Genomic DNA, 23,021 nt, shown 5'->3' with positions numbered 1-23,021 from the left:
TGACGAACCATCCGCTTGAGCCAAGCAATCCATCCCTTCTGGCGTGTTGACGCCGTCGCCTCCTCCCCCGTCCAGCAGACTGGGCGGCGACCCGAGTCCATGCTCCGAGGAGGTCATCCCCATGAACGTCACCGTGCGGCTGGCGCAACAGCCCGAGGCCGACGAACTGCTCGGGCGGAGCCCGCTCGCCGCGCTCGTCGGAATGCTGCTGGACCAGCAGGTGCCCATGGAGTGGGCGTTCGCCGGGCCGCTCACCATCGCACAGCGGCTCGGACACAAGGACCTCGACGCGCACGAGATCGCCGCGTACAACCCGGAGGCGTTCGTCGCGCTGCTCTCCGACAAGCCGGCCGTGCACCGCTACCCGGCGGCGATGGCCAAACGGGTGCAGCAGCTCTGCCAGTTCCTGGTGGCCCAGTACGACGGGGACGCCGCCGCCCTCTGGCAGAGCGCCACGACCGGAAAGGAACTGCTCAGCCGGCTCAACGCCCTTCCCGGGTTCGGGAAGCAGAAGTCGCAGATCTTCCTGGCCCTCCTCGGCAAGCAGTACGGCGTGCAGCCGGACGGCTGGCGCGAGGCGGCGGGTACGTACGGCGAGGAGGGGGCCTTCCACTCGGTCGCCGACATCACCGGCCCGGAGTCTCTGGAGCAGGTCCGCGCCCACAAACAGGAGGTGAAGCGGGTCGCCAAGGAGGCCAAGGTGGCGGCCGACGCGAAGGCCAAGGTCCGGGCCTGAACGCCCTGACTTCCCGGTATTTCTGAACGTCCGTCACCGCCGGTGCCCGGCACTCCGACGCGAGTGCCGGGCACCGGCGGTGACGGACTTCCTCCGCCGCACCGCTCAGATCAGCAGCAGTGAGGCCGCCGCCGGCGCCATGTAGACGAGCGGGAAGGCGACGTGGGCGTAGGAGCGGGCGCGGACCACCGTGATGACGGCGCCGCCGAAGTAGAGCACCAGGCCGGTTGCCGCCAGCACCCCGACGACCGGTGCGAACAGGCCGACCAGCAGCCCCAGCGCCCCGGCGGCCTTGGCCGCGCCGAGCCAGTTCCACCACGACCGCGGCACGCCGTACTCGGTCAGCGGTTCCACCACGAAGGCGGCGCGGGCGAAGATCGATCCGCCCGAGAAGCCCGCCATGACGGCGGCGAGGACGGTGACGACGATGAAGGCGGTGGACATCGGAGGGCTCCTCGTGCGGTGGGTGTTCGTTGCGTTCTCGCTTCCCTGACCCGCAGCACCGCGCGTGTGTGACAGCCGCGCCGAAGAAACTTTTCCGGGCCCCGCCGTCGCGCCCCACCGTCGCGCCCCGTCCGCCGATCCGGCCGCCCCGCCCCGCCCCGGCGACCCACCCCGGCGACCCGCCCCGGACGGAACGCACCACCGACGGGCGCACCGACGGGCGCACCGGCGGACATGCCGACGGACCCCGGCCGCACCGCGCGACCGGGGTCCGCCCTCCTACCGGGGGGACGCTCAGACCAGCACCGGCTCCCGGGCCACCGGAGCCGCACCCCCACCCGCACCGGTGTCCGCACCGGCATCCCCACCCGACGCCTTTCGCGCCGGCATCGCGAACATCAGCAGGAACGCCACCACCAGCACGCCCAGCACCCACCACATCGCGTGCACGAACGCCGCCCCGAACGCGTCCCCGACCGAGGGGGCCGCAGCCGGCATCGCCCCGAAGAACGCCACCGAGACCAGTCCGAGCCCCAGGGCCAGCCCGACCTGATTCACCGTGTTGATCAGCCCGGACGCCGACCCGGCGTGCTCGCGGGGCACCTCCGCCAGGACCGCGTCCGTGATCGGCGCGACGATCAGGCCCATCCCCGCGCCCATCACCACCAGCGGCAGGGCCATCTGCCAGGGCGTGACCTCCGTGCCGTACCGCTCGGCCTCACCGATGTAGAGCAGCACGCCGGCCGCCATCACCAGCGCCCCCGCCTGGAGCACCTTCCGCCCGAACCGCGGCACCAGCTGCTGCACCGAGATCCCGGCCGCGGTCGACACGGCGAGCGAGAACGGGATGCCCGTCGCGCCGGCCTTCAGCGGGCTCCAGCCGAGCCCCAGCTGCATGTAGAGCGTCCAGACCAGGAAGAAGATCCCGGAGACCACCCCGAAGGTCAGCTGCACGCCGATCCCGGCGGCGAAGCTCTTGACCCGGAACAGCGACAGCTCCACCAGCGGGGAGCCGTCCCGCCGCGCCTTCACCCGCTCGTAGGCGACGAACAGGGCGAACACCGGCAGGCTGCCGGCCATCGTCAGGTACCCCCAGAGCGGCCAGCCGGCCTCCCGGCCGTGGGTCAGCGGGTAGATCAGCATCAGCAGTCCGGCGCTGGCCAGCGCCACACCGACCAGGTCGAGCTTCAGGGCCCGTTCGGCCTTCGACTCGCCGATGAAGGCCCGGCCGAGCAGCAGTCCGGCCACGCCGACCGGCAGGTTGATCAGGAAGATCGGCCGCCAGCCCAGCCCGAACAGGTCCCACTCCGTCAGTACCGCACCGATCATCGGACCGGTGACCGCGCCCAGCCCGATCACCGCACCGTACAGGCCGAACACCTTGCCGCGTTCCTCCGCCGGGAAGGTCGCATGGACGATCGACAGCACCTGTGGCACCATCAGCGCCGCCGTCCCGCCTTGCAGGATCCTCATCGCGACCAGCATCTCGGCCCCGCCGGCCAGGCCGCACAGTGCCGAGGCGAGCGTGAACCCACCCATCCCGATCAGGAACAGCCGCTTCCGACCGTAGATGTCACCGAGTCGACCGCCGGTGATCAGGCCGATCGCGAAGGCCAGCGCGTACCCGCCGGTCACCCACTGCACGGCGGAGAACGACGCTCCCGTCGACTCCTGGATGCTCGGGATCGCGATGTTCACGATCGTGACGTCCACCAGGTCCATGAACGAGGCCGTCATCACGATCGCCAACGCGATCCACCTCCGCCGGTCCGCCGCCCGGTCCGAAACCGTTCCCACTGCCTGCTCCTCGTCGCCGTTCCTCCACACGTCGACGACATTAGGAGGCATCTAGGCCAGATCCTGTCCTGGACTTCCGGCACCCTGGATGCCATGACCGACACTCCGGCACGACTCCTGAGCCTGCTCTCCCTCCTCCAGACCCCCCGTGAGTGGCCCGGCAGCGAACTGGCCGGGCGCCTCGACGTGAGCCCCCGCACCATCCGCCGCGACATCGACCGGCTCCGGGAGCTCGGTTACCCGGTCGAGGCCACCATGGGCCCGATCGGCGGCTACCGGCTGGTCGCCGGCACCGCGATGCCGCCGCTACTGCTGGACGACGAGGAGGCGGTGGCCATCGCCGTCGGTCTGCGGGCGGCGGCCGGACACGCCGTGGTCGGCATCGAGGAGGCCTCGGTCCGCGCCCTCGGCAAGCTGCTCCAGGTGCTGCCCTCGCGCCTGCGCCACCGGGTCGCCGCCCTCGACAAGGCCACCCTCCCGTTGCTCAGCGGCGACGGGCCGACCGTCGACCCCGAGGACCTCACCGTGCTCGCCAACGCCGTCGCCAACCGCGAACGCCTCCGCTTCGGCTACCGGGCGGGCGACGGCGCCGAGACCCGGCGCCAGGTGGAGCCGGACCGGCTGGTCTCGGCCGGCCGCCGCTGGTACCTGGTCGGCTTCGACCTCGACCGCGACGACTGGCGGATCTTCCGGGTCGACCGGCTCGCCGACCCCTTCGCCACCGGCGCCCGGTTCACCCCGCGTCCGCTCCCCGCCGAGGACGCGGCCGCCTACGTGGCGGAGAAGCTGCGCCGCCTCGCCCCGGTCTACACCCTGGACGCCACCCTGCACGTGCCCGCCGCCGAGGTCGAACGCTGGCTGAGCCACAACGGCGACTCCGAGGTCGAGGCCGTCGACGACCGGACCTGCCGGCTGCGTTCCCGCGCCGACTCCCTGGAGTGGCTGGCGATGCGCCTGCTGATGCTGGGCTGCGAGTTCGAGGTGCACGAGCCCCCCGAGATGCACGCCCACCTCCGCGCCCTCGCCGGCCGGGCCGCCCGCGCGGCCGACGCCGGCCACTGACCCCGGACCCACCCGGGCACCGACGCACCCGGAGCCGCCGGAACGCGAACGCTGCCGCCCGCAGACGAGCGGGCGGCAGCGACAGCGCAGCAACAGCAACAGCAGGGAGAACAGGACGGAACGGAAGACCGCTCAGATCCCGTACTCGGCGGTGAGCACCGCGCGGGCCAGGGTGTGGAAGGTGATGTTGAAGCCGATCTGGGCCGGCGGGAGGTCGGCGGCGACGTCCAGGGCGTCCACGTCCAGCGCGTGCACCGCGAAGGCGTAGCGGTGGGCCGGGCCGGGCGGCGGGGCGGCACCGTCGTACTTGTTGCCGGGGAAGTCGTTGCGGCCGTGGAAGGAGTTCCCGCCCGGCAGGTCGGCGTCCGAGGAGCCGGCGCCGCGCGGCAGGCCGGTCGTGTCGGCGGGCAGGCCGAGGGCCAGCCAGTGCCACCAGCCGGAGCCGGTCGGCGCGTCCGGGTCGTAGCAGGTGACGGCGATCGACCGGGTGCCCTCGGGCAGGCCGGACCACGCCAGCTGCGGCGAGAGGTTGCCCCCGGCGTGGATGAACTCCTCGGCCAGCGTGCCGCCTTCGGTGATGTCCTCGCTGGTCAGCTCGAAGGACGGGACCTGCGGAAGGAACTCGTACGGGAGCGGGGGACGAACACTCATGGGGCGGGTCACCTCTCGACGAGCCGGGAACGGCCCCGACCGGGGCGCGGGTTGATCGACGCGATTCACCTTAGTGGGGTGACCGCGGCGGTGGCCCGGCCCTACAGTCGGAGTCATGGCCCCGCGATTCGCCCGTCTGCTCCGCGACTCCCGCCTCGCACTGTTCACGATGCTCGGCGTACTGGCCGTCATCTGGGCCGTCCAGGTGGCGAACTGGCTCGACGACTACCGGCTCTCCTACGAGTACGGCATGAGCTCCGGACGGCTGGACGAGCTGCCGGACGTGTTCACCATGCCGCTGCTGCACTTCGGCTGGGACCACATCCAGGCGAACTCCTGGCCGCTGTTCGCCTTCGGCTTCCTCTCCGCGTACCGGGGGGTCAAGCGGTTCCTGCTCGCGACGCTGCTGATCGTGGTCGCCGGCGGGCTCACCGTCTGGCTCTTCGAGCGCCCGGACGCCGTGACGGCCGGGGCCAGCGGCCTGGTCTACGGGTACTTCGGCTACGTGGTGCTGCGCGGGATCTTCGACCGCAACCTGGTGGACACCGCCATCGGCGTGGTCGTCGGCGCGCTGTACTCGTACCTCCTGCTGGGTGTCCTGCCGAGCGCCCAGGGAGTCAGCTGGCTCGGCCACCTCGGCGGGCTGATCGGCGGGCTCGCCGGCGCCTGGCTGCTGCGCGACCGGGCCCCGAAGGCGGCTGCCGCCCCCACGCCCGCACCCGCCGGACCCGCCGGACCCGGCTCCGCCCTGCTCAGGGAACTCGACGACCTGGGCATCTAGCCGTACCGGCCGGTCACGTCAGGTATAGACCATTCCCCTCACTGCGGTTAGCGTGAGCAGGCACCTTGCCCCCTGCTCCGGAGCCGCACCGTGGAGTCGTCCGTCCTCGCCTTCGCCACCGACCTGATCGACGAGGGGGCCGACACCTTCTTCGGCAACCTCACCGACCGGGCCGGGGTCGGCGGCGTCACCCTCGCGTCGGTCTACCACGAGGCCCGCGACGTCTTCCCGCACAACCCGCGCCGGGTGATCCGCTACCTGGAGCCGGGCGCCGCCTACTTCCGCCCCGACCCGGCCCTCTGGTCCGGACGGCGGCTGCGGCCCGTCGCGTCCACCGCGATCGGCGACCGCGACCCGTTCGCCGAGGCCGCCGCCGAGGCCGGCCGCCGGGGCATGAAGCTCCACGCCTGGACGGTCTTCTGCCACAACGACCGGCTCGGCTTCGAGCACCCGGACTGCGCCCCGGCCAACGCCTTCGGCGACCGGCACCTCACCGAGCTCTGTCCGGCCAATCCGGAGGTCCGCGAGTACGCCGTCTCCCTGGTCGCCGAGCTGGCCCGGTACGGCGTGGACGCGATCCGGGCCGAGTCGCTGCACTTCCACGGCCTGCGCCACGGTTACCACCACGAGCGTTACTTCGAGGAGCTGGGCCCGGCCGCCGAGGCGCTGCTCGGCCTCTGCTTCTGCGACCACTGCCGCGCCGCCGCCGTCCGCGCGGGCGTACCGGCGGACGAGGTGGCCGGGGCGGTCCGGACCGAGCTGCGCCGCCGGCTGGCCGACGACGCGGCCGCCGCCGAGCCCGCGGCGCTGGACGAGCTGGCCGGTGGCGCCGTCGCCGCCTACGTGGACGCCTCCGCCGCGACCGTGACCTCGCTGGCCGCCGAGGTCGCCGGGGCGGCGGAGCAGCACGGCATGCGGCTGAGCTTCATGGACGGCGGCGGTCCGGGCACCGGCTGGCTCTCCGGCATCGACCTGCCGGGCCTGGCCGGGGCCGCGCACCAGATCGAGACGCTCGGCTACGCGCGCACCCCGGAGGCGGTCCGCGAGAAGATCGCCGCCTTCGCCCTGCACGGGGTGCGCCCGCAGGACATGGCGGTGATCCTGCGGCCGATGGCCTCGGACTGCGACGGCCCGGCGAACCTCGCGGCCAAGATCGCCGTCCTCCGCGACCTGGGGGTGCCGGAGGTCGAGTTCTACAACTACGGCCTGATGCGGCTCTCCTCGCTCGACCGGATCGGCGCCGCGCTCGCCTGATCTTCCCCTCCCCCTCCCCTTCCCCCCTCCGGCTCCCGGAGAGGCCGCTGCCGCGGTCGGCTCACCTCCGCCGCCGGGACGTCCCGAACAGGCTCCGGGAGATCTCCCGCCCGAGCTGCGTCCCGGCGGACCGGGCGAAGGACTTGAGCGCCGGGTTGCTCAGCAACGACCCGAGCAGCCCGCCGCTCTCCTTCTCTCCCGGCGCACGGTCCCGCGCCGTACCGCCCCGCACCGCACCGCCGTCCGACGGCCCGGTGCGTGACTCCTCCCGGTCGGGTTCCCCCGTCGGCGCCGGTTCCGCCTCCGGCCGGGCCGCCCGCGCCGCCAGCTTCTCGTACGCCGACTCCCGGTCGACGGCGTCCCGGTACTTCGCCACGATCGCCGACCCGTCCACCACCGCCTGCAGTGCCGCCGGCTCGATCGGGCCCATCAGCGACTGGGGCGCCCGCAGCCTGGTCGCCGCGACCGGCGTCGGCGCGCCCTTCTCGGAGAGCACCGTGACCACCGCCTCCCCCGTACCGAGCGAGGTCAGCACCTCCCCCAGGTCGTACGCGGGCGACTTCGGGAAGGTCGAGACGGTCGCCCGGAGCGCCTTCGCGTCGTCCGGCGTGAAGGCGCGCAGCGCGTGCTGCACCCGGTTGCCCAACTGCGCCAGCACGTCGGCCGGGACGTCCTTCGGCGTCTGGGTGACGAAGAAGATCCCGACCCCCTTCGACCGGATCAGCCGGACGGTCTGGGTGATCGCCTCCAGGAAGGCCTTGGACGCGCCCCTGAACAACAGGTGCGCCTCGTCGAAGAAGAAGACCAGCTTGGGCCGGTCGAGGTCGCCCACCTCGGGCAGCTCCTGGTAGAGGTCGGCCAGCAGCCACATCAGGAAGGTGGAGAACAGCCGCGGCCGGTCCTGCACCGCCGGCAGTTCCAGCACCGACACCATGCCCCGGCCTCCTGCGCCCTCCGGGCCGGAGCCGCCACCGTCCACGGTCCGCAGCAGCTCGGCGGTGTCGAACTCCGGTTCGCCGAAGAACGCGCCGGCGCCCTCGTTCTCCAGCGTGGTCAGCGAACGCAGAATCACCCCGGCGGTGGCGGCGGAGAGACCGCCGATGCCCTTCAGCTCCTCCTTGCCCTCGGGCGAGGCGAGGAAGGTGATCACCGCGGTGAGGTCCTTGAGGTCGTACAGCTCCAGGCCGTTCCGGTCGGCGTAGTGGAAGACCAGCCCGAGCGAGGACTCCTGGGTCTCGTTCAGGTCCAGCACCTTGGAGAGCAGCAGCGGGCCGAAGCTGGTCACCGTCGCCCGGATCGGGATGCCGGCGCCCAGGCCGCCGAGTGCGTAGAACTCGGCCGGACAGCCCCGGGCCCGCCAGTCCTGCCCGACCTCGGCGGCCCGGGCGGCGGTCCGCTCGCCGGGCGTGCCGGGGGCGGCCACGCCGGAGACGTCGCCCTTGACGTCGGCCAGGAAGACCGGCACTCCCTGGGCGGAGAGCTGTTCGGCGATCAGCTGGAGGGTCTTGGTCTTGCCGGTGCCGGTGGCGCCCGCCACCAGCCCGTGCCGGTTGAGCACCCCGAGCGGCACCCGCACCTGGGCGGCCGGGTAGGCGGTGCCGTCCAGCAGCACCGCACCCAGGTCGAGGGCGGGGCCGGTGAAGGCGTAGCCGTCGGCGATCTCCCGGACGGCGGCCGGGACGACGTCTCCGGGGGACACGCCGGAGGAGGAAAGAGAAGGGGACGGCGGCTCGGCAGCGGACATCGGGCACACTCCTGGGCAGAACTACAGATAGACCTTCGCGACATTTCCCATGAAACAGCCCCAATCCGCCGCCCGCAGCTCGCACCCGAGCGCGTGGCGGCGCCGCGGCTGCTGCGCCATCCGCCGCCCAAACGGTAGGCTTTCCGTGTGATCTTCAAGCGCATCGGCAATGGGCGGCCGTACCCGGATCACGGCCGTACCAGCACCCGCCAGTGGGCGGACGTCGCCCCACGCCCGGTGCGACTCGACCAGTTGGTGACCACCAAGGGCCAGCTGGATCTGGAAACCCTCCTGGCGGAGGACTCCACCTTCTACGGGGACCTCTTCGCGCACGTCGTGAAGTGGCACGGGGACCTGTACCTGGAGGACGGGCTGCACCGCGCGGTCCGCGCCGCGCTGCAGCAGCGCCAGGTGCTGCACGCCCGTGTCCTCGAAATGGAATGACGGACCGGCCACCGGCGGAGAAGTCGACGGGGTCGACCGGAACGCCGGCGGAGATGTCGGGGCAGCCGGCCCCTCACGCGACGTCGGACCGCCCTCCGGTCACCACCCGGAGGGCGGTCCGTTCGCACCCGGATACCCCCTTTCGGGTGCCGGGATACTCCAGATGATGATCGTTTAGTACCTTCGCAGCCGTACGGCACTAATCTGCTGACTACGGCCGCGGCCCCGTTCCGACACCGCGCCCCGGCCGGCCCGTCACCCGATCCCCGCCCCGGCACGAGGGGGAGACAAACCGTGAGCATGTTGACTCCCCAAGGCCTGAAGGGGAAGCAGTACCGCATCACCGGCAACGCCTATCCGCGGCTTGGCCGACCACCGAAGAAGAGCCGCAAGGTGTTCGCCCTGATCGGCGCGCTGCTCGCGCTGGCGCTGATCGGTCTCGGCGGCGTCCAGCTCTGGGACATCTTCAGCGGCAAGGGCAAGCACGCCTCGGCCCAGGCCTGCGCCTCCCCCTCCGGCAAACCGCTGGCCGCTCCCACCCCGGACGGCGCGGCGACCGCCCCGGGAGCGCCCGGCGCCCCCGTCGACCCGCAGGCGATCCCGCAGCCGGCGTCGGTCACCGTGAACGTCTACAACGCCACCGCCAAGGCGGGGCTGGCCGCGCGGACCGCCGAGGAGCTGAAGAAGCGCGGCTTCACCATCGGCAAGGTCGGCAACGCGCCCGCCGAACTGGACAAGAAGGTGCCCGGTACCGCCCAGGTGGTCGCCGGCCCGGCCGGCGCCGGGGCGTCCACCCTGGTCGGCTCGGTGATCGCCGGTGCCACCAGCACGGCCGACGCCCGCACCGACGGCACCGTGGACTTCGTGATCGGCGACAGCTACAACGCGCTGCTCGACGAGACCCAGGCCGCCGCCGCGCTGGCCCTGGCCACCAAGCCCACGCCGGCTCCGAGCACCACCGGCAGCTGCTGAACCACCGACAGCCGGCGGTCCGCCCGCCCGGTCGACCGACGAGAGCCCCCCGGCACCGCGCCGGGGGGCTCTCGTCGCACGTACGGGGCTGCTCAGCCGGCCGTGCCGTACAGCCGGTCGCCGGCGTCGCCGAGGCCCGGAACGATGTAGCCGTTCTCGTTCAGCCGCTCGTCGACGGCGGCGGTGACGACGGTGACCGGCAGGCCGGCCAGCTCCTTCTCCATCACCGCGACGCCCTCGGGCGCGGCCAGCAGCACCACGGCGGTGACGTCGGTGGCGCCGCGCTCGATCAGCATCCGGATCGCCGCGACCAGCGTGCCGCCGGTGGCCAGCATCGGGTCGAGCACGTAGACCTGGCGGCCGGAGAGGTCGTCCGGCATCCGGGTCGCGTAGGTGGAGGCCTCCAGGGTCTCCTCGTTGCGCACCATGCCGAGGAAGCCGACCTCGGCCGTCGGCAGCAGCCGGGTCATCCCGTCCAGCATGCCGAGGCCGGCCCGGAGGATCGGCACCACCAGCGGGCGGGGGTAGGACAGCCGGGTGCCGGTGGTGACCGCCACCGGGGTGGTGATCTCCACCTCGTCGGTGCGGACGTCCCGGGTGGCCTCGTACGCGAGGAGGGTCACCAGCTCGTCGGTCAGGCGACGGAAGGTCGGCGAGTCGGTGCGCTCGTCGCGCAGGGTGGAGAGCTTGTGGGCGACCAGGGGGTGGTCGACGACGTGGGTCCGCATGCATCGAGGTTAGCCCGCGCCCGGACGCCCGTACGACACGCCGTGCCAGACCCGGGCGCGCCGCCCCCCGTCCGCCCCCCGTCCGCCTCCTGCCGGACAGTGACACGCCGTGACGCACCGCGAACGTCCGGACGGATGCGCTTCCTGTGGTATCAACCGGGCCGATCTGGGAAGGTCAGGTCTTATGACGAGCAACCCGAACACCGGGGACGGCTCGGCGGACGAGGCCGCGACCTCGTCGGACGGCCGTTTCGGCCCGCCCCCGGACCGCCCGGAGACCGAGGCGGAACGCCGCAAACGGCGTGCCGTCTTCCTTCGCGAGCTCACCGAGGCGCGCGAACTGCGCGAGCGGGTCCAGCCACGCCGGACCAAGGAACGCCGCATGCGCGAAGCGATGCGGATGCGAACCTTCCGGATCTGACAAGCCCTCCACGGCTTCTCCACATGCCCCTTCCCGCCCCGTCCCCCGTTCGCCGTCCGGCAGCCAACCCTTCCGACACGACCTGCAAAGACGCGCTGCCGAACACCCCCCGCAGAGCCGGGCTTTCTGTCACGATTCCGATGGGACGGTCCGAACGGCGGACCGCCTCTGGCGCGGGGGCGGCCAGTTCCGCGTTGCCCGAGAGCGCCGACAGCCGAGACCGAGATCTTGGGAGTGTCCCTGGTGGCGTACTTCGCTGCACTGCTTGCTCGCACCGACGACGGGTGGGATGTGAGCGAGACGGAACTCGACAACGTCGAAACCCTCGCCGATCTGGCAGACCTGGCCCGCGAGGCGACCCAGGACGACGACAGCGTCCTGGTCTTCATCGAACAGGAGGACGCCTGGTTCGCCGTCGTCCGGGTGGACGGCGAGGAGGATCCCCGCATCTTCGTGTCGGACGGCGCCGCCGCCGCCCGGAGCTCCTACGGGTCCGTCCTCACCGACGAGCTGGTCGACCAGGCCGGCGAGAGCGAGTTCGGCGACCTCGACAACCTGGTCGCCGAACTGGAGGAGGGCGGCGAGGCCGGGGAGCAGGACGACGACGAGGAGTCCGGCGACCGCGGCAGCGTCCCGGTCGGCCCGCTCGGCGACGCCCACCTGCTCACCGAGTTCGGCCTCGCCCCGGACCGGCTGCTCGCCCTCAGCGGCGAGGGCGCGGTGCCGGGCGACGCCCTGGAGGAGATCGCCGAGGCGCTCGGCTGCGGCGAGGTCCTGGAGGCGGTCCGGTAACGGTCCGTGTCCGCCGTCCGGACGGCCGGATGCCCGCCATGCCCGACACTGGATGCCATGCAGTCCGCCCGCCCGATCCCGCCGCTGCCCGCCCCCGTCCGCCCCGACCCGGTCCGTGACCGCTGGGCGGCGCCGATGCGCCTCGCCATCGCCGAGGCCGCGCTGGCGCCGGCCACCGGAGACGTCCCGGTCGGGGCGCTCGTCCTCGGTCCGGACGGCGAGGTCCTCGGCCGCGGCCACAACGAGCGCGAGGCCGTCGGCGACCCGACCGCCCACGCCGAGGTGGTCGCCATCCGCCAGGCCGCCGGGAAGATCGGGGAGTGGCGCCTCGGCGGCTGCACCCTGGTCGTCACCCTGGAGCCGTGCACCATGTGCGCGGGGGCGATCGTGCTCTCCAGGATCGACCGCGTGGTCTACGGCGCCCTCGACGAGAAGGCCGGCGCGGCCGGCTCCCTCTTCGACGTGATGCGCGACCGCCGGCTCAACCACCGCCCCGAGGTGGTCCCGGGCGTCCTCGCCGACGAGTGCGGCGAGCAGCTCCGCGCCTTCTTCGACGGCCACCGCTGACACCACCGCGGACACCGCCGTCGGCACCACCCCCCGGCGCACCGCCGAAGGCCCCTGCGCACCGCGCCGCGGACCGCCGCAGGCCCTTCCCCGACAAAGATTTCGTGACGGTGCCACCCGTCCGGTAGAGTTCCCCTCGGTAGCGTGTCCGAGCGGCCAAAGGAGCACGCCTCGAAAGCGTGTGTGGGGGCAACTTCACCGTGGGTTCGAATCCCACCGCTACCGCCAGAAAGCCCGAGGGCCCGTCCGGAAGTCCGGACGGGCCCTCGGCGTTTCCGCGCACCCTCATACACGGAAATGGGCTCCGCACTCGGGGGCCGATGACCACCAACGCCCGGTCGAGTACGGAGCCTGGAAGGGGGGAGCGGCTCGGGGGGACTGACCGCTCCCCCGACGGAGTCCCACAACCGGGGTCGCGTCGGGGGGAAGTCGCGACACCCGGTCCCACAGCGGGGAGCTCCGGATCCACGCACCGGGGATTCCTGCCAGATCCTCGGTACGTTCCCCATCCTGCCGTCCGATCCGCGAGCGGGCACCCGGAGAAAGGCCCCTGTCACGGGGACCTTCGTCCCACCGGGTGAACGCGTCGCACACCTGATGGGCCGTCCGGGTGGATAAGCTGCCCAGTGCAGAGGACCGCTCGGGGACCGGATGGCGGCGGCCCACGGCAAGGAGGAAGGTCACCGGATGGCACAGGCGAAGAAGATCGGAATGGTCCTCCTGCTCGTCTTCGTGCTCTACACGATCATCACCTCGCCGGCCCGCGCCGCCGAGCTGGTCCAGCTCGGCTTCGAAGGCATCTCGAACGCCGCCAAGGCCGTCGGCACCTTCATGACCGGGCTGGTGAAGTAGCCCGGACCCCACCGGCTACGGTGGGCCCTGACTCTCACCCCCCGTCCGCGAGGAGCGGCATCGTGATCCGGCACCTGGTCCTGTTCAAGCTCAACGAAGGCGTCAGCAAGGACGACGAGCGCGCGCTCGCCGGCGCCAAGGCCTTCGAGGAGCTCGGCCCGGTCGTTCCCGAGCTCCGCGAGTGGGAGTGCGGCTGGAACACCACCGAGCGCGACATCGCCCACGACTACGCGATCAACAGCCTCGTCGAGGACCGCGAGGCCCTGCAGGCGTACCTCACCCACCCGGCCCACCAGGCCGCGGCCGGCCAGTGGCGCGAGTTCGCCACCTGGGTGATCGCCGACATCGAGGTCTGAGCCCGGAGGGCCGTCCCGACGCACCCCCGGCGCGTCCCCCGGACGGCCGCGGCGCCCCGCCCGGAACCCGGACGGGGCGCCTTGCTCTGTCCCGGAACGATCCGCCGCCGTGCCGCCGGAGGGCCCGGTGGATCCTCCGGCGCGGCACCAACACACCTCCACGCGGTGCTTGCCCGACGTGCGCCCGCCTTGTGATGCTATGACCGGTTTTGCCGGACATCGCTAGGTGGTGCACGAAACCCGACGACACCCGGTCCACAGGTCTCACCGTTGTCGACTTTGGGAGGGGTGACGTGTCCGTGCGGACACCAGGGAGCGTGCCGGACGACGAGGTGCTGGCCACCGTGATCAGCCCGGCCGGCGAACTCCGCCCGGACGGCCTGCGCGGCCCCGGAGGCCGTCCGACGGTGGACGTCCGGACCCTGACCCGGGTGCTCTTCGAGCGGCTCGCCGAGCTGCCCCCGGACGCCCCCGAGCGGGAGCGGGTCCGGGCGGCACTGATCGAGGTCAACATCCCGCTGGTCCGGTACGCCGCCACGCGGTTCCGCAGCCGCAGCGAACCGATGGAGGACGTCGTCCAGGTCGGCACGATCGGCCTGATCAACGCCATCGACCGGTTCGACCCCACCCGGGGCGTGCAGTTCCCGACCTACGCACTGCCGACCATCCTCGGCGAGATCAAGCGCTACTTCCGGGACAACGTCCGCACCATGCACGTCCCGCGCCGGCTCCAGGAGCTCTGGGTCCAGGTCAGCGGAGCGATGGAGGAGCTGACGGTCACGCACGGCCGGGCCCCCAAGGTCCCCGAGATCGCCGCCAGCCTGCGCATCCCCGAGGAGGACGTCCGCGCCTGCCTGGACGCCGGCCGGGCGTACAACGCGGCGTCGCTGGAGGCCGCGCAGGAGCACGAGGGCGGGCTGGCCCTCCTCGACCGGCTCGGCTACGAGGACTCCGCGCTGGCCGAGGTGGAGCACCGGGACATGGTCCGTCACCTCCTGGTGCAGCTGCCGGAGCGGGAACGACGGATCGTCATGCTGCGGTTCTTCGCCAACCTGACGCAGTCCCAGATCAGCACCGAGCTGGGCATGTCCCAGATGCACGTCTCCCGGCTGCTCTCCCGGATCCTGGCCAGGCTTCGGACCGGCAACTCCTGGGAAGACTGACCGTCACAATCCCCGACAAAACAGGACGGCGCTCCGTGCGACGGCGGGATCGCTCCGCGTTACCGGCGCGTGACGTCTTGCGACCCCCTGGTTTGCCGGAGACCGTGTTCCGGTATGGAGGGGGAAGGCATCGCTCGGGAACCGCCGGGCGACGGCACCCGTTCAACTGTCAGTCACAAGGGGGTGGGTGCATGTCCGGAGAGCTGGGCACTGCGGAGATCCACGCTGGTCAGGCCGAAGGAGCGACGTTCGCCGTCGACCGGATCCCGTTCCGGCGGGGCCCGGCCGCGCCACCCGGCGCCGAAGCGGGAGCACCCCCCGGGGCGGGCCCGGAGGCAGCCGGGCCGAGCACCGCGGAGGCGGGCCCCGAGCCGGTCCCGGAGGCCGCCCCGGCGCCGTCCGGCGCCGGGCTGGACACCCGGACGCTCTCCCGCTCGCTGTTCCTGCGACTGGCCGCCCTGGCCCCCGGCAGCGCCGAACACACGTACGTCCGCGACACGCTGATCGAGCTGAACCTGCCGCTGGTCCGGTACGCCTCGGCCCGGTTCCGCAGCCGCAACGAGCCGATGGAGGACATCGTCCAGGTCGGCACGATCGGCCTGATCAAGGCGATCGACCGGTTCGACCCGGAGCGCGGGGTCGAGTTCCCGACCTTCGCGATGCCGACGGTGGTCGGGGAGATCAAGCGCTTCTTCCGGGACACCAGCTGGTCGGTCCGGGTGCCCCGGCGGCTCCAGGAGCTGCGCCTGGCACTCACCAAGGCCGGCGACGAGCTCTCCCAGCGGCTGGACCGCTCCCCCACCGTCGCCGAGCTGGCCGTCTGCCTCGGCGTCAGCGAGGAGGACGTGGTCGAGGGCCTGGCGGTCGGCAACGCGTACACCGCCAGCTCGCTGGACTCCAGCCCGGGCGAGGAGGACGGCGACGGACCGCTGGCCGAGCGGCTCGGCTACGAGGACCTCGCGCTGGAGGGCGTGGAGTACCGGGAGTCGCTCAAGCCGCTGCTGGCGAAGCTGCCGCCGCGCGAGCGCCGGATCATCATGCTGCGGTTCTTCGGCAACCTCACCCAGTCGCAGATCGGCGACGAGATCGGCATCTCCCAGATGCACGTCTCCCGGCTGCTGACCAAGACCCTCACCCAGCTGCGCGAGGGCCTGATCAGCGAGGGGTGACTCCGTCGTCCCGACCGGGTGCGTGCCCGACGGCTCCCGCCGGACGCGCACCCGGCGCCGGGGCACCCGCGGATCGCCGGTCAGACCGAACGCCCGGCGGATCGCCGGGCGGGCCGGGGCCGGGCGGGCCCTACGGCTCCAGCAGGTTGGCGCGCAGACCGGCCAGCACCTCGTCGTCCAGACCGAGGCCGTCCGTCCAGAACGCCTCGAAACCGGACCATCCGGACTCGACCTCCTCGAACGCCGCCTCCAGGTAGCAGCGCTCGGCCCGGAAGACCGGCAGCAGCAGCTCCGGCTCGTGCATCAGCCCCCGGGCGCGGAAGCTCTCCACGATCGAGGCCACGATCGCGGCCGACCGCTCGTTGGTGAGCAGGTAGTCGGCGAACACGGTCTCCCGATCGACGCCGAGCGCGGTGAGCAGCACGGCCGCCGTCCAGCCGGTGCGGTCCTTTCCGGCCGAACAGTGGAAGAGCAGCGGCGCACCGCCCGGCGCGGCCAGCAGGCGCAGGACGGCCGAGAATCGTTCGCGGGCGATCCGGTCGGTGACGAACCACCGGTAGAGGCCCGTCATCATCGCGCCGGCCCGGCCGTCACCGAGCAGGGCGCGCTGCTTCTCCGGGCTACGGTCACCGAGCGCTTCCCGCAGTGCCGCGAAAATATCGAAGTCCGCCGCGAAAACGGGCAGGTGATGAAGGGTCACGCCGTCGGGCGCGGCGCGTTCCACGGTGATCGCGGTGGCGGAGTGCTCGGCGTCGGCGATCACCGCGACCGGCAGGCCGGGCACCCGGTCGGGGCCCGCCTCGCGCACTTCCTCCAGGCTGCGCAGGTCGACGACCTGCCGCAGGCCCAGCGCGGCCAGCAGGGCGAGGTCCTCGTCGGTGAGCCGGTTGAGCCCGTCGCTGCGCAGTACGGCACCGGGGCGGAGGAGCCGCCCGCCGACCGTCCGATAGCCACCGAGGTCGCGGGCATTGACGGCACCGAACAGACCCAGGCTGCGGGCGGCCGGGAAAACGGCGGTCTCGGTCTGCTGTTCGGTCACGCGGCGGCCTCCATTGGATATTCGGACGGTGACGTGGCACAACCCTGCGCGATATTGCATGAACCTGCCCATCGAAACGGCAGGGTGTGCGAGAGTGTGAGGCGCGACGCCGCCAGTGTAGGGTCCACCTCGCCCGCCCGGACCACACGGTGGGTGAGCAGCGGTAACGCTCAGGCTTCGGGTTTTAATTTTTAATTGATTATTTGCGCAGCCGGTGCCGTTCCGGCCACAATCAGCGCTTTCATGGCCCGACCATGAACGTTGGTAACAGATTCGCTGCACTCCTGCCCATTTGGTCCCACCTGGAACGGACTCTCCACCAGGATGGGCGCCGGGCAGCATGCTGCCTGCGAACAGCGACAGGGCAGGCGAGTGCCGAGCAGCGGAGCGCCCTGCCCAGGGGAGGAAAGACAACATGGGTCGAGCGACCCGAAGAGTTGCCGCCTGCGCGGCAGCCGTTCTGCTGGCCGGTGGCCTGCAGTCGTCCCTCGCACACGGTGCCACCACCACGCCCCGGATCGACCTCACGGTCCTGGTCATCAGTGACGGCGGACCGGCGACGGCGGCGATCGCCGCCGAGCTCAAGAGCCAGGGCACCCCGTACAAGATCGTCGACCTGAACGACGCCAACCGCCCGGTGATCGACGCCGCCTTCCTCAGCGACACGCTGAACGGGCAGCCGCGCGGCAAGTACCAGGGCATCGTGCTGCCCAACGACAACCCGTTCGCGGCCGGCTCCGCCGAGATGACCGCGATCGCCACGTACGAGGCGGCGTTCAACGTCCGCCAGGTCGACGCCTACACCTACGCCCGGCCCGAGGTCGGCCTGAACTGGGCCGTCAACCCGGGCTACATGGGCACGCTGGACGGCTTCCAGGGACAGGTCTCCACGGCCGGCCTGACGGGGCCGTTCGGGTACCTCAAGGGTTCCGTCCCGTTCGAGGACAACGACCCCAGCGTCTCCGAGAGCTACGGCTACCTGGCCACCCCGCTGGCCACGCTGCCGGCCGGATCGAGCTTCACCCCGCTGGTCGAGGTGCCGATCCCCGGCAGCACCGCCAAGGGCTCGCTGGTCGGCGAGTACAGCCACGACGGCCGCAAGGAACTGGTCGTCACCTTCGTCTACAACCAGTACCAGCAGCAGTACCGCCTGCTGGCCCGCGGCATAGTCGACTGGATAACCCAGGGTGTCCACCTCGGCTACGACCGCAACTACTTCGCTGCCCACGTCGACGACGTCTTCCTCGCCGACGACCGCTGGGACACCGTCCTCAAGTGCACCCCCGGTGACGTCACCTGCCCGCCCGGCACCCCCGAGACGGCCAACCCGATCCGGATGTCGGTCGCCGACGCGCAGTTCGCGAAGCAGTGGCAGACCACCAACAACTTCACCATGGACATGGTGTTCAACGGCGGTGGCAGCGAGGACTGGAAGGTCGACCACGAGACCACCACCGACCCGGTGGTGGACCAGATGATCGCCGACCAGACCAGCTACCGCTGGGTCAACCACACCTACACCCACCCGTACCTGGGCTGCCTCCAGGACGTCTCGGTGGTCCCGTGGAAGTGCTCCAAGGACGGCGCGGGCAACACCGTCTGGATCGACCAGGCGACCATCAGCTCGCAGATCAAGAACAACCTCGACTGGGCCACCGCCCGGGGCCTCACGCTGGACAAGACGGAGCTCGTCACCGGCGAGCACTCCGGCCTGCTGACCGCCCCGCAGGAGACCAGCGACAACCCGTTCCTGGCTCCCGCGCTGGCCGCCAACGGGGTCAAGTGGACCGCCAGCGACGCGTCCCGCGAGCCCGCCCAGCGGGCCGTCGGCTCGTCCACGCTGACCGTGCCGCGCTACCCGATGAACGTCTTCTACAACGCCGCCACGGCGAAGGAGCAGACGGACGAGTACAACTGGATCTACACCAGCGCGGCCAACGGTGGCAGCGGCGTCTGCGAGAACAACGCCAACTCCACCTGCCTGCCGACGCCGCTGGACGTGAACACCGGCTACCTCTCGTACATCGTTCCGCTGGAGGCCCGGATCGACCTCGGCCACGTGCTGAGCAACGACCCGCGGCCGCACTTCATCCACCAGTCGAACCTGGCCGAGGACCGGATCGTCTACCCGGTGCTGGAGCGGATCCTCTCGACCTACCGGTCGCTGCACGCCGACAACACCCCGATCGTGAACCTGGCGCAGAAGGACCTCGGCGTCGAGTTCCAGCGCCGCGCGGCCTGGAACACGGCGCTCTCCTCCGGCCAGGTCACCGCCTACCGGACCGGCGACACCGTCACGGTGAACGCCCCGGCCGGCGTCCAGGTCCAGGCCACCATGCCGACCGGCACCGTCCAGCAGCTCGCCATCGGCAGCACCGCGTTCGGCACCGCCTACGCCGGTTCGCTCTCCGGCTGGGTCAAGCCCGGCCAGCTGCAGAGCGGCATCCAGCTGAAGCTGCCCGCCGCGGGCACCCCGGCCGCCCCGGCCGGCACCAGCCCGAGCGTCGCCGCCAAGTCGGTCACCGCCCCGGCGCCGAGCGACACCAAGGTCGTGCCGCAGGGCACGGCGGACGCCGTCCCGGCCGGCCCGGGCGACACCGACCGCACCGACGCGCCGACCCTGGTCCCCGGAAGCGGGGCCCCGGTGGCCGGCAAGGGCGCGGTCACTGGTACCACTGCTGGTAGCACGACCGGTACCGCCGGGAAGGCCGCCGGCAAGGGCACCACCCCGCAGCACGGCAAGGCCTCCGGGGGGAAGGCCGAACCCGCCAAGAAGACCGCCGGCAAGACCGGCACCCGCTAAACGGTGACCCGGTGGCGGGCCGGTCCTCCCGGCCCGCCACCGGAACCACCCGACCCGGCCACCACGGCCGGGTGCTTGACGCAAGAACAGGAGGGGGGACAGAGATGCGCGTCACCCTGCTCACCGAGGGGACGTACCCGCACCAGCACGGTGGTGTCAGCGTCTGGTGCGACCAGCTCGTCCAGGGCATGCCGGACGTCGACTTCGACATCATCGCCGTCACCGGAACCGGCCACGAACCACTGGCCTGGGAACTGCCCGCCAACGTGCGGTCCGTCACCACCGCGCCGCTCTGGGCACCGGCCGCGGACGGCCGGGCACCGCGCGGCAAGGAGATGCGGCGCTTCCTCAACGCCTACGAGCGCTTCCTGCACTCCATCCTGGACCCGGTCTACACCACCCACTTCGGCACCGAGCTGTACGGCTTCGCCGACCTCGCCCGGCGCGGGCTGCTCAGCCCGGCGCTGCGCAGCGAGCGGGCCCTGCGCACCCTCCAGCACGTCTGGACCCGCGACTACCTCTCCACCGCCGTCTCCCGGCCCACCCTGCACGACGCGCTGAACGCCACCGACCTGCTGGAGCACGCCCTCCGGCCGCTCTCGGTCGAGCCGCCCCGCGACGGTGTGGCGCACGCAGCCAGCGGCGGCCTCGCCACCCTGCCCGGCCTGATCGCCTCCCAGCAGTACGGCGTACCGTTTCTCCTCACCGAGCACGGCATCTACCTGCGCGAGCGCTACCTCGGCTACCGCACCGGCCCGTACCGCTGGCCGGTCAAGGCCCTGCTGCTCGGCTTCTACCGGATGCTCGCCGAGGAGAGCTACCGGCGGGCCGCGCTGGTCACCCCCGGGAACCGGTACAACCGGCGCTGGGAGGAGCGCGGCGGCACGCCCTCCGCGCACATCCGGACCGTCTACAACGGTGTCGACCCGGCGGCCTTCCCGCCCGCCGGACCCGAGCCGGAGACCCCCACCCTCAGCTGGGCCGGCCGGGTCGACCCGATCAAGGACCTGGAGACGCTGATCCGGGCCTTCGCGATCGTCCAGCAGGAGATACCCGAGGCACGGCTGCGGTTGTTCGGCGGCACGCCCAAGGGCGGCGAGGCGTACCGCGACGGATGCATAGCCCTGGCCGCCGAGCTCGGCGTCGCCGACTCGGTGGCCTTCGAGGGCCGCGTCGCGGACATCACCGACGCGTACGCCGCGGGGAACGTGGTGATGCTCTCCTCGATCAGCGAGGGCTTCCCGTTCACCCTGATCGAGGCCATGTCCTGCGGCCGCTCCACCGTCTCGACCGACGTCGGCGGTGTGCGCGAGGCGGTCGGCGACACCGGCCTGGTCGTTCCGCCGCGCGAGCCCGAGCCGATGGCGGCCGCCGCGATCGAGCTGCTGCGCGACCCGGAGCGGCGGGCCCGGCTCGGTGAGCAGGCCCGGCTGCGGGTGATCGAGCAGTTCACGCTCCGCCAGAACATCGACGGCTTCCGCGGCATCTACACCGAGCTGCTGGGCACCTCCCGCTGGCTGCCGGAAGGCGTGGTCGCCGTCACGGACGGCCCGCCGGACCCGGACTGGGAGCAGCCGTCCGAGCACGAGCGCAGCGAGGTCACGGCATGAGCGAGCGCAGCGAGCGAATCATCAGCAGGTGCGCGTGCCGCGAAGCGGCCGCCGAGCGCAGCGAGGTGGGCGCATGAGCGGTCCCCTCCGTCTCGTCCCCGACGAGGCCGGACCCGACTGGGCCGAGCAGACCGTGCAGCTGCGCACCCTCCCGCCGCGGGGGCGGCGCCGCCCGGTCCTGCCCGAGCAGCGCCCCGAACCGGCCGAGGACCCGCTCGACCTCTCCCCCGACCCGCTGGACGAGCTCGCCGAGCGGCTGCGCGACGTCTGCGCGGACGCCGTCCACCCGTACGAGATCGCGGCCTTCCTGGAGTCCGACGGCCTCTCCGACGAGCAGGCGGCCCTGCTGTACGGCCGCCCCGACTCCTTCACCGTCGCCGCGGAGCTGTTCGAGAAGGTCGAGCGCCGCTACCCCGGCCCGAGCGCCGAGTTCGCCAACCCCTGGCGGGCCGACCCCTGGCGCTGCGTGGTCCGGGGCCTGGTGTTCGCCCTGCCCGGCCTCGGCTACCTGCTGGGCGCCAACCTGTTCGCCGCCGACCGGATGCGGTTCGGGCTGCCCTCGGGCATGCTCGCGCTCTCCGTCGCCACCCTGGCCAGCTGGGCCTGGAACCAGGCACTGGCGCACCGCTCGTACGCCTGGCTCGGCCGGGGCCGGCGCCGGTCCGCCGCCGCCTGCCTCGCGATCGGGGCACCGCTGGGTGCGGTGGCCTCCGCCACCGCCGGGTACGTGGTCGGCGGGCCGCTGGGCGCGCTCTGCTTCGCCGCCGGGCAGTCCGGCTACCTGGCGGCGGCCACCGTGCTGCTGGTGCTCGGCCGGGAGAAGTTCCTGCTGCTCGCGCTGGCACCGTCCGCGCTCGGCGCCGGCGTGGTGCTCGCCGTCGACGTGCCGCAGGTGGTCCGCACCGCGGTGCTGCTGGCCTCCCTCGGCCTGGCGATCGGCCTGGCCGCCCGGGAGCTGGTGCGCTGTCGTCGCAGCGAGCCGGAGCCGGTGCCGTTGCGGCTGCCGCTCGTCAAGGAGGTGCCGCACCTGCTGTTCGGCCTGGCGGTCGGCACCCTGACCATGATCGCCGGCCTCGGCGTCACCGTGCACGAGGCGGTGCGCACCGGAGCCGCCGAGGGCGCCTCGGCCAGCCCGACGGGGCCGGCCATGATCGCCCTGACGCTCAGTCTCGGCCTCGCCGAGTGGCTGCTCTTCCGGTACCGGGCGATGGCGGTGGCCGCGCTGCGGACCAGCCACACGCCGATCGAGTTCGTCCGCCGCACCGGCGGCGTGCTGCTCGGATGCCTGTTCATCTACCTCACCACCGTGGCCGCCCTCGACGCCGCCGCCACCGTGCTCTGGCCCGGCGCCCCGGCGCTGGGCGTCCCGGAGCTCGGCGCGCTGCTGCTGCTGGGCGGCTCGCTCTGGCTGGCGCTGCTGCTGAACGCCTTCGGGCTCAGCTGGAGCACCGCCCTCATCTGTCTGGCCGCCGCGGGTGCCGAGTGCGCCGGGCTGCTGACCGGTGTGGACCCGACCCTCCTGCAGCTGATCGGCTGCGGGGCCTCGGCCGCGCTCCTCACCGCCATCGCCGGGCCCGTGCTCGGCCGCACCACCAAGCACCGCTGAACCACCACCGGCCGGGTCACCACCGTTCAC

At 72.4% G+C, this 23,021-nt stretch carries 22 protein-coding genes and 1 tRNA gene; 17 read left to right on the top strand and 6 right to left on the bottom strand.

Annotated elements, in window-relative coordinates; all coding sequences use genetic code 11:
- The first annotated feature begins 121 nt into the window (after positions 1-121).
- Positions 122-736, top strand: coding sequence for an HhH-GPD-type base excision DNA repair protein (locus tag ACFWIC_RS16135; protein ID WP_380519019.1), 615 nt, complete (start codon positions 122-124; stop codon positions 734-736).
- A gap of 105 nt (positions 737-841) precedes the next feature.
- Here ACFWIC_RS16135 and ACFWIC_RS16130 read toward each other — a convergent pair whose 3' ends face one another.
- Together ACFWIC_RS16130 and ACFWIC_RS16125 are read right to left on the bottom strand one after the other, a co-directional pair.
- Positions 842-1,180 (bottom strand): DoxX family protein, encoded by a 339-nt coding sequence (locus ACFWIC_RS16130; protein ID WP_329948775.1) that lies wholly within the window; start codon positions 1,178-1,180, stop codon positions 842-844.
- Positions 1,181-1,474: 294 nt separating this feature from the next.
- Positions 1,475-2,917, bottom strand: coding sequence for an MFS transporter (locus ACFWIC_RS16125; RefSeq protein WP_380355998.1), 1,443 nt, complete (start codon positions 2,915-2,917; stop codon positions 1,475-1,477).
- 153 nt (positions 2,918-3,070) lie between these two features.
- Here ACFWIC_RS16125 and ACFWIC_RS16120 point away from each other — a divergent pair, with 153 nt between their 5' ends.
- On the top strand, positions 3,071-4,039 hold the full coding sequence (locus tag ACFWIC_RS16120; protein ID WP_329884950.1) for a YafY family protein: 969 nt from the start codon (positions 3,071-3,073) through the stop codon (positions 4,037-4,039).
- Between the two features lie 132 nt (positions 4,040-4,171).
- On the opposite strand, the gene ACFWIC_RS16115 is transcribed toward ACFWIC_RS16120, so the two are convergent.
- Positions 4,172-4,690: a YbhB/YbcL family Raf kinase inhibitor-like protein gene (locus tag ACFWIC_RS16115; protein WP_329884949.1), complete on the bottom strand. Its 519-nt coding sequence runs from the start codon at positions 4,688-4,690 to the stop codon at positions 4,172-4,174.
- A 115-nt stretch (positions 4,691-4,805) separates the two neighbouring features.
- Between ACFWIC_RS16115 and ACFWIC_RS16110 the strand changes: the two genes are divergently transcribed.
- Positions 4,806-5,471: a rhomboid family intramembrane serine protease gene (locus tag ACFWIC_RS16110; protein WP_380519015.1), complete on the top strand. Its 666-nt coding sequence runs from the start codon at positions 4,806-4,808 to the stop codon at positions 5,469-5,471.
- A gap of 90 nt (positions 5,472-5,561) precedes the next feature.
- Positions 5,562-6,725 carry a hypothetical protein gene (locus tag ACFWIC_RS16105; RefSeq protein WP_329884947.1) on the top strand — a complete coding sequence of 388 codons (1,164 nt, stop codon included), beginning with the start codon at positions 5,562-5,564 and terminating at the stop codon, positions 6,723-6,725.
- Between the two features lie 61 nt (positions 6,726-6,786).
- Here the strand turns inward: ACFWIC_RS16105 and ACFWIC_RS16100 are convergent, their stop codons facing one another.
- Positions 6,787-8,469 (bottom strand): helicase HerA-like domain-containing protein, encoded by a 1,683-nt coding sequence (locus ACFWIC_RS16100; protein WP_380519013.1) that lies wholly within the window; start codon positions 8,467-8,469, stop codon positions 6,787-6,789.
- A gap of 147 nt (positions 8,470-8,616) precedes the next feature.
- Between ACFWIC_RS16100 and ACFWIC_RS16095 the strand changes: the two genes are divergently transcribed.
- Complete coding sequence (locus ACFWIC_RS16095) at positions 8,617-8,913, top strand: type II toxin-antitoxin system VapB family antitoxin (protein ID WP_030061387.1); 297 nt, start codon at positions 8,617-8,619, stop codon at positions 8,911-8,913.
- A 300-nt stretch (positions 8,914-9,213) separates the two neighbouring features.
- Positions 9,214-9,885, top strand: coding sequence for a LytR C-terminal domain-containing protein (locus ACFWIC_RS16090; protein ID WP_329885014.1), 672 nt, complete (start codon positions 9,214-9,216; stop codon positions 9,883-9,885).
- A gap of 92 nt (positions 9,886-9,977) precedes the next feature.
- Here ACFWIC_RS16090 and upp read toward each other — a convergent pair whose 3' ends face one another.
- Complete coding sequence (upp, locus tag ACFWIC_RS16085; RefSeq protein WP_329884945.1) at positions 9,978-10,613, bottom strand: uracil phosphoribosyltransferase; 636 nt, start codon at positions 10,611-10,613, stop codon at positions 9,978-9,980.
- Between the two features lie 184 nt (positions 10,614-10,797).
- On the opposite strand from upp, the gene ACFWIC_RS16080 reads away from it, so the two are divergent.
- The 8 genes from ACFWIC_RS16080 to ACFWIC_RS16045 all read left to right on the top strand — a co-directional run bounded on the left by ACFWIC_RS16080 (position 10,798) and on the right by ACFWIC_RS16045 (position 15,933).
- Positions 10,798-11,034 carry a hypothetical protein gene (locus ACFWIC_RS16080; RefSeq protein WP_329884944.1) on the top strand — a complete coding sequence of 79 codons (237 nt, stop codon included), beginning with the start codon at positions 10,798-10,800 and terminating at the stop codon, positions 11,032-11,034.
- Positions 11,035-11,277: 243 nt separating this feature from the next.
- Entirely contained in the window at positions 11,278-11,826 is a 549-nt protein-coding gene (locus ACFWIC_RS16075) for a hypothetical protein (protein ID WP_329884943.1), read from the top strand.
- Between the two features lie 57 nt (positions 11,827-11,883).
- On the top strand, positions 11,884-12,393 hold the full coding sequence (gene tadA, locus ACFWIC_RS16070) for a tRNA adenosine(34) deaminase TadA (protein WP_329884942.1): 510 nt from the start codon (positions 11,884-11,886) through the stop codon (positions 12,391-12,393).
- A 138-nt stretch (positions 12,394-12,531) separates the two neighbouring features.
- Positions 12,532-12,621: transfer RNA gene (locus ACFWIC_RS16065), tRNA-Ser, on the top strand.
- Positions 12,622-13,080: 459 nt separating this feature from the next.
- Positions 13,081-13,245, top strand: coding sequence for a hypothetical protein (locus ACFWIC_RS16060; protein ID WP_329884941.1), 165 nt, complete (start codon positions 13,081-13,083; stop codon positions 13,243-13,245).
- Between the two features lie 62 nt (positions 13,246-13,307).
- Positions 13,308-13,601 (top strand): Dabb family protein, encoded by a 294-nt coding sequence (locus tag ACFWIC_RS16055; protein WP_329948779.1) that lies wholly within the window; start codon positions 13,308-13,310, stop codon positions 13,599-13,601.
- Positions 13,602-13,918: 317 nt separating this feature from the next.
- The gene (locus tag ACFWIC_RS16050) at positions 13,919-14,764 is read left to right on the top strand and encodes an RNA polymerase sigma factor SigF (RefSeq protein ID WP_329948780.1); all 846 of its coding nucleotides are present in this window, start codon (positions 13,919-13,921) and stop codon (positions 14,762-14,764) included.
- 191 nt (positions 14,765-14,955) lie between these two features.
- The gene (locus tag ACFWIC_RS16045; protein WP_380519009.1) at positions 14,956-15,933 is read left to right on the top strand and encodes an RNA polymerase sigma factor SigF; all 978 of its coding nucleotides are present in this window, start codon (positions 14,956-14,958) and stop codon (positions 15,931-15,933) included.
- Positions 15,934-16,063: 130 nt separating this feature from the next.
- Here the strand turns inward: ACFWIC_RS16045 and ACFWIC_RS16040 are convergent, their stop codons facing one another.
- Complete coding sequence (locus ACFWIC_RS16040; protein ID WP_380519006.1) at positions 16,064-16,972, bottom strand: tyrosine-protein phosphatase; 909 nt, start codon at positions 16,970-16,972, stop codon at positions 16,064-16,066.
- 415 nt (positions 16,973-17,387) lie between these two features.
- Here ACFWIC_RS16040 and ACFWIC_RS16035 point away from each other — a divergent pair, with 415 nt between their 5' ends.
- From ACFWIC_RS16035 to ACFWIC_RS16025, 3 genes are all read left to right on the top strand, one after another.
- A complete protein-coding gene (locus tag ACFWIC_RS16035) occupies positions 17,388-19,775 on the top strand; it encodes a hypothetical protein (RefSeq protein WP_329884936.1) in 2,388 nt (795 codons plus the stop codon).
- Between the two features lie 104 nt (positions 19,776-19,879).
- A complete protein-coding gene (gene pelF, locus ACFWIC_RS16030; protein WP_355405347.1) occupies positions 19,880-21,385 on the top strand; it encodes a GT4 family glycosyltransferase PelF in 1,506 nt (501 codons plus the stop codon).
- 73 nt (positions 21,386-21,458) lie between these two features.
- Positions 21,459-22,991 carry a hypothetical protein gene (locus ACFWIC_RS16025; protein ID WP_329884934.1) on the top strand — a complete coding sequence of 511 codons (1,533 nt, stop codon included), beginning with the start codon at positions 21,459-21,461 and terminating at the stop codon, positions 22,989-22,991.
- The last annotated feature ends 30 nt before the right edge of the window (positions 22,992-23,021 follow it).

This window comes from Kitasatospora sp. NPDC127035, assembly GCF_042726075.1.
GTDB lineage: Bacteria > Actinomycetota > Actinomycetes > Streptomycetales > Streptomycetaceae > Kitasatospora.
Note: the sequence above shows the minus strand (reverse complement) of the source record. Positions and strands in the feature narration are given on the sequence as shown.

Bases quoted from the DNA above. Each gene is read 5' to 3' on its own strand.
- ACFWIC_RS16115 (WP_329884949.1), bottom strand. From the start codon at position 4,690: ATGAGTGTTCGTCCCCCGCTCCCGTACGAGTTCCTTCCGCAGGTCCCG.
- ACFWIC_RS16090 (WP_329885014.1), top strand. From the start codon at position 9,214: ATGTTGACTCCCCAAGGCCTGAAGGGGAAGCAGTACCGCATCACCGGC.
- pelF (WP_355405347.1), top strand. From the start codon at position 19,880: ATGCGCGTCACCCTGCTCACCGAGGGGACGTACCCGCACCAGCACGGT.
- ACFWIC_RS16110 (WP_380519015.1), top strand. From the start codon at position 4,806: ATGGCCCCGCGATTCGCCCGTCTGCTCCGCGACTCCCGCCTCGCACTG.
- ACFWIC_RS16130 (WP_329948775.1), bottom strand. From the start codon at position 1,180: ATGTCCACCGCCTTCATCGTCGTCACCGTCCTCGCCGCCGTCATGGCG.
- ACFWIC_RS16125 (WP_380355998.1), bottom strand. From the start codon at position 2,917: ATGACGGCCTCGTTCATGGACCTGGTGGACGTCACGATCGTGAACATC.
- upp (WP_329884945.1), bottom strand. From the start codon at position 10,613: ATGCGGACCCACGTCGTCGACCACCCCCTGGTCGCCCACAAGCTCTCC.
- ACFWIC_RS16035 (WP_329884936.1), top strand. From the start codon at position 17,388: ATGGGTCGAGCGACCCGAAGAGTTGCCGCCTGCGCGGCAGCCGTTCTG.
- ACFWIC_RS16120 (WP_329884950.1), top strand. From the start codon at position 3,071: ATGACCGACACTCCGGCACGACTCCTGAGCCTGCTCTCCCTCCTCCAG.
- ACFWIC_RS16135 (WP_380519019.1), top strand. From the start codon at position 122: ATGAACGTCACCGTGCGGCTGGCGCAACAGCCCGAGGCCGACGAACTG.
- ACFWIC_RS16080 (WP_329884944.1), top strand. From the start codon at position 10,798: ATGACGAGCAACCCGAACACCGGGGACGGCTCGGCGGACGAGGCCGCG.
- ACFWIC_RS16045 (WP_380519009.1), top strand. From the start codon at position 14,956: ATGTCCGGAGAGCTGGGCACTGCGGAGATCCACGCTGGTCAGGCCGAA.
- tadA (WP_329884942.1), top strand. From the start codon at position 11,884: ATGCAGTCCGCCCGCCCGATCCCGCCGCTGCCCGCCCCCGTCCGCCCC.
- ACFWIC_RS16100 (WP_380519013.1), bottom strand. From the start codon at position 8,469: ATGTCCGCTGCCGAGCCGCCGTCCCCTTCTCTTTCCTCCTCCGGCGTG.
- ACFWIC_RS16025 (WP_329884934.1), top strand. From the start codon at position 21,459: ATGAGCGGTCCCCTCCGTCTCGTCCCCGACGAGGCCGGACCCGACTGG.
- ACFWIC_RS16060 (WP_329884941.1), top strand. From the start codon at position 13,081: ATGGCACAGGCGAAGAAGATCGGAATGGTCCTCCTGCTCGTCTTCGTG.